The sequence below is a fragment of the Aquamicrobium terrae genome (assembly GCF_040545735.1).
Classification (GTDB): Bacteria; Pseudomonadota; Alphaproteobacteria; order Rhizobiales; family Rhizobiaceae; genus Mesorhizobium; species Mesorhizobium terrae_A.
Map to the genome: position 1 here is coordinate 205,526 of NZ_JBEPML010000009.1, position 6,770 is coordinate 212,295.

At 62.7% G+C, this 6,770-nt stretch carries 15 protein-coding genes; all 15 read right to left on the bottom strand.

The window, feature by feature from the left end:
- Positions 1-7: 7 nt before the first annotated feature.
- Positions 8-583: a 50S ribosomal protein L5 gene (rplE, locus tag ABID37_RS14680; protein ID WP_354195990.1), complete on the bottom strand. Its 576-nt coding sequence runs from the start codon at positions 581-583 to the stop codon at positions 8-10.
- Positions 576-890 (bottom strand): 50S ribosomal protein L24, encoded by a 315-nt coding sequence (rplX, locus tag ABID37_RS14685; protein ID WP_354195992.1) that lies wholly within the window; start codon positions 888-890, stop codon positions 576-578. The genes rplE and rplX overlap by 8 nt, the downstream gene beginning before the upstream one ends.
- Before the next feature lie 12 nt (positions 891-902).
- The gene (gene rplN, locus ABID37_RS14690) at positions 903-1,271 is read right to left on the bottom strand and encodes a 50S ribosomal protein L14 (protein ID WP_024924768.1); all 369 of its coding nucleotides are present in this window, start codon (positions 1,269-1,271) and stop codon (positions 903-905) included.
- 76 nt (positions 1,272-1,347) lie between these two features.
- Entirely contained in the window at positions 1,348-1,587 is a 240-nt protein-coding gene (gene rpsQ, locus ABID37_RS14695) for a 30S ribosomal protein S17 (RefSeq protein WP_354195994.1), read from the bottom strand.
- Positions 1,588-1,597: 10 nt separating this feature from the next.
- On the bottom strand, positions 1,598-1,798 hold the full coding sequence (gene rpmC / locus ABID37_RS14700; RefSeq protein WP_354195996.1) for a 50S ribosomal protein L29: 201 nt from the start codon (positions 1,796-1,798) through the stop codon (positions 1,598-1,600).
- 12 nt (positions 1,799-1,810) lie between these two features.
- Entirely contained in the window at positions 1,811-2,224 is a 414-nt protein-coding gene (rplP, locus tag ABID37_RS14705) for a 50S ribosomal protein L16 (RefSeq protein ID WP_035032287.1), read from the bottom strand.
- Between the two features lie 25 nt (positions 2,225-2,249).
- Positions 2,250-2,966, bottom strand: coding sequence for a 30S ribosomal protein S3 (gene rpsC, locus ABID37_RS14710; RefSeq protein ID WP_354195999.1), 717 nt, complete (start codon positions 2,964-2,966; stop codon positions 2,250-2,252).
- Positions 2,966-3,355: a 50S ribosomal protein L22 gene (gene rplV / locus ABID37_RS14715; RefSeq protein ID WP_354196001.1), complete on the bottom strand. Its 390-nt coding sequence runs from the start codon at positions 3,353-3,355 to the stop codon at positions 2,966-2,968. Before rplV ends, rpsC begins: the two co-directional genes overlap by 1 nt.
- Before the next feature lie 2 nt (positions 3,356-3,357).
- Positions 3,358-3,636, bottom strand: a complete 279-nt coding sequence (gene rpsS, locus ABID37_RS14720; RefSeq protein WP_136355311.1) for a 30S ribosomal protein S19 — start codon at positions 3,634-3,636, stop codon at positions 3,358-3,360.
- A gap of 14 nt (positions 3,637-3,650) precedes the next feature.
- Entirely contained in the window at positions 3,651-4,484 is an 834-nt protein-coding gene (gene rplB / locus ABID37_RS14725; RefSeq protein ID WP_354196003.1) for a 50S ribosomal protein L2, read from the bottom strand.
- A 22-nt stretch (positions 4,485-4,506) separates the two neighbouring features.
- A complete protein-coding gene (locus ABID37_RS14730) occupies positions 4,507-4,800 on the bottom strand; it encodes a 50S ribosomal protein L23 (RefSeq protein ID WP_354196005.1) in 294 nt (97 codons plus the stop codon).
- Positions 4,797-5,417, bottom strand: coding sequence for a 50S ribosomal protein L4 (gene rplD / locus ABID37_RS14735; RefSeq protein ID WP_354196007.1), 621 nt, complete (start codon positions 5,415-5,417; stop codon positions 4,797-4,799). The genes ABID37_RS14730 and rplD overlap by 4 nt, the downstream gene beginning before the upstream one ends.
- Positions 5,417-6,142 carry a 50S ribosomal protein L3 gene (gene rplC, locus ABID37_RS14740; protein ID WP_354196009.1) on the bottom strand — a complete coding sequence of 242 codons (726 nt, stop codon included), beginning with the start codon at positions 6,140-6,142 and terminating at the stop codon, positions 5,417-5,419. The genes rplD and rplC overlap by 1 nt, the downstream gene beginning before the upstream one ends.
- Positions 6,143-6,200: 58 nt before the next feature.
- Positions 6,201-6,509 (bottom strand): 30S ribosomal protein S10, encoded by a 309-nt coding sequence (gene rpsJ, locus ABID37_RS14745; RefSeq protein ID WP_006205468.1) that lies wholly within the window; start codon positions 6,507-6,509, stop codon positions 6,201-6,203.
- A 66-nt stretch (positions 6,510-6,575) separates the two neighbouring features.
- Positions 6,576-6,770: EF-Tu C-terminal domain-related protein (locus ABID37_RS14750; protein ID WP_494337641.1), on the bottom strand; the 195-nt coding region annotated here is incomplete at its 5' end.

A 6,770-nucleotide genomic window follows, 5' to 3' on the forward strand; every position in this document is an offset into this window, starting at 1 on the left:
GCTGCCGTTACTGGCGGAAGGGGAAGTTGAAAGCCTTGAGCAGCGCCCGGGCTTCGTCGTCCGTCTTCGCAGTCGTACAAACGATGATGTCCATGCCCCACATCTGATCAACCTTGTCGTAGTTGATCTCCGGGAACACGATGTGCTCCTTGAGGCCCATGGCGTAGTTGCCACGACCGTCAAAGCTCTTCGGGTTGAGGCCCCGGAAGTCGCGAACGCGCGGCAGCGCGATGTTCACGAGACGATCCAGGAACTCATACATCTTCTCATTGCGAAGGGTGACCTTCGCGCCGATCGGCATGTTCTCGCGCACTTTGAAGCCGGCGATCGACTTGCGGGCGCGGGTCACCACGGCCTTCTGGCCGGTGATCAGGGCCAGGTCCTCGGCCGCGACGGACGGCTTCTTGGAATCCGCGGTCGCCTCGCCGACGCCCATGTTCAGCACGATCTTCTCGATGCGCGGAACCTGCATCTCGTTGGAGTACTTGAACTGGTCCTTCAGCGCCTGGCGGATGGTCTCGTTGTAGACCTTCTTCAGGCGCGGCGTGTTCTTGGCTTCTGCCTGTGCTGCTGCCTTAGCCATTGATCGTTTCTCCCGAGCGCTTGGCAAAGCGCACTTTCTTGCCGTCCTTCTCGACGCGGAAACCGACGCGGGTCGGCTTGCCATCCTTGGGGTCGGCCAGCGCGAGATTCGAGAGTTGAATCGGCGCTTCCTTGGTGATGATGCCGCCTTCCTGGGAAGCGGACTGCTTCTGGTGGCGGCGGATGAGGTTCACGCCACGCACGATGGCGGTGTCTTCCTTCGGCTGTACGGAGAGGACCTCGCCGGAGCGGCCCTTGTCCTTGCCGGCCAGGACGACAACCTTGTCGCCTTTACGGATCTTCTGCATGGTTGCGGCTCCTTACAGCACTTCAGGCGCGAGCGAAATGATCTTCATATGGTTCTTCGCGCGAAGCTCGCGCGGAACCGGCCCGAAGATGCGCGTGCCGACCGGCTCTTTCTTGTTGTCGACCAGAACCGCTGCGTTCTTGTCGAACCGGATCACGCTGCCGTCGGGACGACGGATGTCCTTGGCCGTGCGAACCACGACCGCCTTCATCACATCGCCTTTCTTGACGCGGCCGCGCGGAATGGCTTCCTTGATCGACACCACGATGATGTCGCCGACGGAGGCATACTTCCGCTTCGAACCGCCCAGCACCTTGATGCACATGACACGACGTGCGCCGGAATTATCCGCCACGTCGAGGTTTGTTTGCATCTGAATCATGACTGGCCGCCTTTTTCTTCTCTATTGGGAGAGGCCCTGCCCTCCCCGGTCTGTCCAAAATTCGCTCTACGCCCGATCAAGCCTGGTCCTGGGCCACGACGACCCAGCGCTTGTCCTTGGAGATCGGCGCCGATTCCTGGATCAGGACGGTGTCGCCAACCTTGTGGGCGTTGTTCTCATCGTGCGCCTTGTACTTCTTCGACATGCGCACGACCTTCTTCATCACCGGATGCGTGAAGCGGCGCTCCACCTTCACCACGACGGTCTTGTCGTTCTTGTCGCTGACGACGACGCCCTGCAGAATACGCTTCGGCATGGTTTTTTCCTTATGCCTTCTTGGCCGCGGCTTTTTCCGCAGCAATGGTCTTGATGCGCGCGATGTCCTTGCGGACCTGCTTGACGCGGTCGGTCTTCTCAAGCTGGCCGGTGGCCTTCTGGAAGCGCAGGTTGAACTGTTCCTTCTTCAGGGAAGCCAGTTCGTCAGAGAGCTGATCCTGCGTCTTCGAGCGGATATCTGAAGCTTTCATCTCTGCTCTTCCTTATTCAGCGATGCGCTGCACGAAACGCGTGCGCACCGAAAGCTTGGCAGCACCCAGACGCAGCGCCTCACGCGCGACATCCTCCGGGACGCCGTCGATCTCGAACATGATGCGGCCGGGCTTCACGCGGGCCGCCCAGTAATCGACCGAGCCCTTGCCCTTGCCCATACGGACTTCGGTGGGCTTGCTCGTCACGGGCAGATCCGGGAAAATACGGATCCACACGCGGCCGGCGCGCTTCATTTCACGGGTGATCGCGCGGCGGGCCGCCTCGATCTCACGCGCGGTGACGCGGTTCGGCTCCAGCGCCTTCAGTCCGAAACCACCGAAATTCAGATCGGTGCCGCCCTTGGCGGTGCCGTGGATACGGCCCTTGAACTGCTTGCGGAACTTTGTGCGCTTTGGCTGCAGCATCTTACTTGCTCCAAATTCTCAATTATCAGGCGTGCTCGCGACGACGCTGGCCGCCACGATCGCCGGTATTGGCTTCGCCCTCGGTCGCCCGGCGCTCGGAAGCCATCGGGTCGTGCTCGAGGATCTCGCCCTTGAACACCCACACCTTGACGCCGCAGATGCCATAGGCGGTCTGAGCCTCGGCAGTGCCGTAGTCCACATCGGCGCGCAGCGTGTGCAGCGGAACGCGACCTTCGCGGTACCACTCCATGCGCGCGATCTCGGCGCCGCCGAGACGGCCGGCGCAGTTGATGCGGATGCCTTCGGCGCCAAGACGCATGGCCGACTGCACAGCGCGCTTCATGGCGCGGCGGAAGGCGATGCGGCGCTCGAGCTGCTGCGCGATGGACTGCGCGATCAGCGTAGCGTCGGTCTCGGGCTTGCGCACCTCGACGATGTTCAGGTGCGTCTCCGACTGGGTCATCTCGGTCAGCTTCTTGCGCAGCTTCTCGATGTCGGCACCCTTCTTGCCGATGATCAGGCCCGGACGCGCGGCGTGAATGGTCACGCGGCACTTCTTGTGCGGACGCTCGATCACCACCTTGGAGATGGCAGCCTGCTTCAGCTCCTTCTCCAGGTATTCACGGATCTTCAGGTCCTCGTGCAGCAGCTTGCCGTATTCCCCGGTGTTCGCGTACCAGCGCGAATCCCAGGTCCGGTTGATGCCGAGGCGGAGACCGATCGGATTGATTTTCTGGCCCATTACGCGGCCTCCCCTTTCTCTTCCACTTCACGAACGACGATCGTGAGGTGCGAAAACGGCTTTTCGATCCGGCTGGCGCGACCGCGGCCACGGGCGTGGAAACGCTTCATGACGATCGACTTGCCGACATAGGCTTCCGCAACAATCAGCGAATCAACGTCGAGGTCGTGGTTGTTCTCTGCGTTTGCGATCGCCGATTCCAGCGTTTTCTTCACCGTCTCGGAAATACGCTTGCGCGAGAATTCCAGATCGTTGAGCGCAGTCTGGACCTTCTTGCCACGGATGAGCGCGGCAACCAGATTGAGCTTCTGCGGGCTGACACGGATCGTGCGCAGAACGGCGCGCGCCTCGTTGTCAGCAAGCCTGCGCGGAGCTTTGGCCTTGCCCATCGTTACTTCCTCTTCGCCTTCTTGTCCGCACCGTGACCGTAGTAGGTACGGGTCGGGGCAAATTCACCGAACTTGTGGCCGACCATGTCTTCGTTCACCGAAACGGGAACATGCTTCTGGCCATTGTAAACACCGAAGGTGAGGCCGACGAACTGCGGCAGGATGGTGGAGCGGCGGCTCCACATCTTGATCACCTCATTGCGACCGCCTTCGCGAACCTTGTCTGCCTTCTTCAGAAGGTAGCCATCAACGAAGGGGCCTTTCCAAACAGAACGAGTCACAGGCTTACCTCTTATTAGCTCTTGCGCTGATGGCGCGAGCGCACGATGAACTTGTCGGTCGCCTTGTTGGACCGCGTCTTCTTGCCCTTGGTCGGCTTGCCCCACGGGGTCACCGGATGGCGACCACCGGAAGTGCGGCCTTCACCACCGCCGTGCGGGTGGTCGACAGGGTTCATCGTCACGCCGCGGTTGTGGGGACGCTTGCCCCTCCAGCGCGTGCGGCCAGCCTTGCCGTCCTTGATGTTGGCGTGCTCCGGATTGGAGACGGCGCCCACGGTCGCGAAGCACGAACCGTGCACGATGCGCTGCTCGCCAGAGTTCAGGCGCAGGATCGCCATGCCCTGGTCGCGGCCGACGAGCTGGCCATAGGCACCGGCCGAACGGGCGATCTGACCGCCCTTGCCCGGCTTCAGCTCGATGTTGTGCACGATGGTGCCGACCGGCATGGCCGACAGCGGCATCGCGTTGCCCGGCTTCACGTCGGCGGTTTCGCCGGCCACCACCTTGTCGCCGGCAGCGAGGCGCTGCGGGGCCAGGATGTAGCTCAGCTCGCCGTCCTCGTACTTCACCAGAGCGATGAAGGCCGTGCGGTTCGGGTCGTATTCCAGGCGCTCGACCGTGCCGACGACGTCAAGCTTGCGACGCTTGAAGTCGATGATGCGGTAGGTGCGCTTGTGACCGCCGCCGATGAAGCGGGCGGTGACGCGGCCGTAGTTGTTGCGGCCGCCCGACTTGGTCAGGCCCTCGGTCAGGCCCTTGACCGGCTTGCCCTTGTGCAGGCCCGAACGGTCCACGATGACCAGCTGGCGTGTGCCCGGCGTGATCGGATTGTAATGTTTCAATGCCATTTTCTTATCCTCGCCGCTTCGCTCACAGGCCCGTCGCGACGTCGATCGAGTGACCGTCGACCAGGGTCACGATCGCCTTCTTGACGTCGCCCTGGCGGCCAACCGTGCCGCGGAAGCGCTTGACCTTGCCCTTGCGGACAAGCGTGTTCACAGCCGAAACCTTGACGCCGAACAGCGCCTCGACAGCAGCCTTGATTTCCGGCTTCGTCGCCTTCTTGGCAACGTTGAACACGACCTGGTTCTGCTCGGAAGCGATGGTCGACTTTTCGGTGATCGCCGGCGAGACGATCACATCGTAATGACGAAGGTCGGTCATTTGAAGCGCTCCTCGAGAGCCTCGACGGCGGCCTTCGAAAGGACCAGCGTGCCGCGGCGCAGAATGTCGTAGACGTTGATGCCCTGAACCGGCAGCACGTCGATGTTCGGGATGTTGGTGGCAGCCAGCTTGAAGTTGGCGTCCAGTTCCGCACCGCCGATGACCAGCGCATTGGTCAGGCCGAGCGACTTCAGGCTGGCCAGCAGCGACTTGGTCTTGGCCTCTTCCAGCTTCAGCTCGTCGACGACGATGATCGACGCCGCCTTCGCCTTGGCGGACAGGGCGTGCTTCAGGCCGAGCGCACGGACCTTCTTGGGCAGGTCGTGCTCATGGCTGCGGGAAACCGGGCCGTGGGCCTTGCCGCCGCCGCGGAACTGCGGAGCGCGAGCCGAATGGTGACGGGCGCGGCCCGTACCCTTCTGCTTGTACATCTTGGCGCCGGTGCGCGCGATGTCGGCGCGGCCCTTGGCCTGATGGGTGCCCTGCTGCTTCTTGGCAAGCTGCCAGCGCACGACGCGCTGCAGGATGTCCTCGCGGGGATCAAGACCGAAGATCTCGTCGGAGAGCTCGACCTTGCCGGCATCCTTGCCGGCGAGCGTTGTGATCTTGATGTCCATTATTCCGCTCCCTCAGTGGCCGGAGCTTCGTTCTTTTCAGCCGCCTTGGCAGAGGCACGGAAGGCCGCCGGCTTCGGCGCATTCTCGGGCAGCGCCGACTTCACGGCGTCGCGCACCAGGATCCAGGCACCCTTGGTGCCGGGCACGGCGCCGCGGATGAGGATCAGGCCGCGCTCGACATCGGTGGAAACCACTTCGACGTTCTGCGTGGTGACGCGGGTGGCGCCCATGTGGCCGGCCATCTTCTTGCCCTTGAACACCTTACCGGGGTCCTGGCGCTGGCCGGTCGAACCGTGCGAGCGGTGCGACACCGAGTTACCGTGCGTGGCACGACCGCCGCCGAAATTGTGGCGCTTCATGACACCCTGGAAACCCTTACCGGTCGAAGTGCCGGTCACGTCGACCTTCTGGCCGGCGACGAAGTGATCGGCGGTGATCTCGACACCGATATCGAGCAGGTTGTCGTCGGAAACGCGGAACTCGGCCAGCTTGGCCTTGGGCTCCACGGAAGCGCTGGCAAAATGGCCACGCATCGCCTTCGACGTGTTCTTCACCTTGGCGAGCCCGACGCCGAGCTGCACGGCGGTGTAGCCGTTCTTCTCCTGCGTGCGCTGCGCGACGACCTGGCAGCTCTCCATGCGGAGAACCGTGACGGGGACATGCTCGCCCGCATCATTATAGATGCGGGTCATTCCCAGCTTCTGTGCAATTACACCTGAACGCATCGGTTCATTTTCCTTCAGAGGAGCTCCGGGTTGCCCCTGGGAGCTCATGGTTCAGCTCTTAGAGCTTGATTTCGACGTCCACGCCGGCGGCCAGATCGAGCTTCATCAGCGCGTCGACCGTCTGCGGGGTCGGGTCCACGATGTCGAGGAGACGCTTGTGGGTGCGCATCTCGAACTGCTCGCGGCTCTTCTTGTCCACATGCGGCGAACGGTTGACCGTGAACTTCTCGATGCGGGTCGGCAGCGGGATCGGGCCGCGGACATTGGCGCCGGTGCGCTTGGCCGTCGAAACGATCTCACGCGTCGAAGCATCGAGCACGCGGTGGTCGAACGCTTTCAGGCGTATGCGGATATTCTGTCCGTTCATTCGTCTATTCCTTGTTCTGGCGCGGCGCGGGCGTTTACCCGCCCGCGACAGATCGATTGCTTGTTCTTATTCGACGATTGCGGCGACGATGCCGGCGCCGACGGTGCGGCCGCCCTCGCGGATGGCGAAGCGCAGGCGCTCTTCCATGGCGATCGGCACGATCAGCTCCACGTCCACCGTCACGTTGTCGCCCGGCATCACCATCTCGGTGCCGGCCGGAAGCGTCACGATGCCCGTCACGTCCGTCGTGCGGAAGTAGAA

Bases quoted from the DNA above. Each gene is read 5' to 3' on its own strand.
- rplE (WP_354195990.1), bottom strand. From the start codon at position 583: ATGGCTAAGGCAGCAGCACAGGCAGAAGCCAAGAACACGCCGCGCCTG.
- rplX (WP_354195992.1), bottom strand. From the start codon at position 890: ATGCAGAAGATCCGTAAAGGCGACAAGGTTGTCGTCCTGGCCGGCAAG.
- rplN (WP_024924768.1), bottom strand. From the start codon at position 1,271: ATGATTCAGATGCAAACAAACCTCGACGTGGCGGATAATTCCGGCGCA.
- rpsQ (WP_354195994.1), bottom strand. From the start codon at position 1,587: ATGCCGAAGCGTATTCTGCAGGGCGTCGTCGTCAGCGACAAGAACGAC.
- rpmC (WP_354195996.1), bottom strand. From the start codon at position 1,798: ATGAAAGCTTCAGATATCCGCTCGAAGACGCAGGATCAGCTCTCTGAC.
- rplP (WP_035032287.1), bottom strand. From the start codon at position 2,224: ATGCTGCAGCCAAAGCGCACAAAGTTCCGCAAGCAGTTCAAGGGCCGT.
- rpsC (WP_354195999.1), bottom strand. From the start codon at position 2,966: ATGGGCCAGAAAATCAATCCGATCGGTCTCCGCCTCGGCATCAACCGG.
- rplV (WP_354196001.1), bottom strand. From the start codon at position 3,355: ATGGGCAAGGCCAAAGCTCCGCGCAGGCTTGCTGACAACGAGGCGCGC.
- rplB (WP_354196003.1), bottom strand. From the start codon at position 4,484: ATGGCATTGAAACATTACAATCCGATCACGCCGGGCACACGCCAGCTG.
- ABID37_RS14730 (WP_354196005.1), bottom strand. From the start codon at position 4,800: ATGACCGACCTTCGTCATTACGATGTGATCGTCTCGCCGGCGATCACC.
- rplD (WP_354196007.1), bottom strand. From the start codon at position 5,417: ATGGACATCAAGATCACAACGCTCGCCGGCAAGGATGCCGGCAAGGTC.
- rplC (WP_354196009.1), bottom strand. From the start codon at position 6,142: ATGCGTTCAGGTGTAATTGCACAGAAGCTGGGAATGACCCGCATCTAT.
- rpsJ (WP_006205468.1), bottom strand. From the start codon at position 6,509: ATGAACGGACAGAATATCCGCATACGCCTGAAAGCGTTCGACCACCGC.